Below are 343 nucleotides of genomic sequence, written 5' to 3'. Positions count from 1 at the left end.
GGCGTTTACGACCTGGGACTCGGCAAGCCCACCGCACGCCCATGCCCAGCGCCTACATCCTCGCCAACGTCACCGTCACCAACCCGACCCAGTACGAGGACTACCGCAAGTTCTCCAGCATCGCCATGCAGGTGCACGGCGCCGAGGTCTGCGTGCGCGGCGGTGCCGTCACGGTGCTGGAGGGCGACTGGACGCCCGAGCGCGTGGTGCTGCTGAAGTTCCCGTCGCACGAGGCGGCACAGGCCTTCTACGATTCCGCCGAGTACACCCGCGCCCGCCAGGCCCGCGAAGGGGCTGCCGTCATGCGCATGGTCTTGATCGACGGGGTCTGAACCGCGCACAT

Annotated in this window: 1 protein-coding gene; it reads left to right on the top strand. The window is 68.2% G+C overall.

Annotated elements, in window-relative coordinates:
* The first annotated feature begins 41 nt into the window (after positions 1-41).
* Positions 42-332 (top strand): DUF1330 domain-containing protein, encoded by a 291-nt coding sequence (locus A6X21_RS13755; protein WP_068848773.1) that lies wholly within the window; start codon positions 42-44, stop codon positions 330-332.
* Positions 333-343 lie beyond the last annotated feature (11 nt).

The sequence above is a fragment of the Planctopirus hydrillae genome (assembly GCF_001707835.1).
GTDB classification, from domain to species: Bacteria; Planctomycetota; Planctomycetia; order Planctomycetales; family Planctomycetaceae; genus Planctopirus; species Planctopirus hydrillae.
The sequence above is the reverse complement of the archived record's forward strand: the minus strand, read 5'-3'. Positions and strand labels throughout refer to the sequence as shown.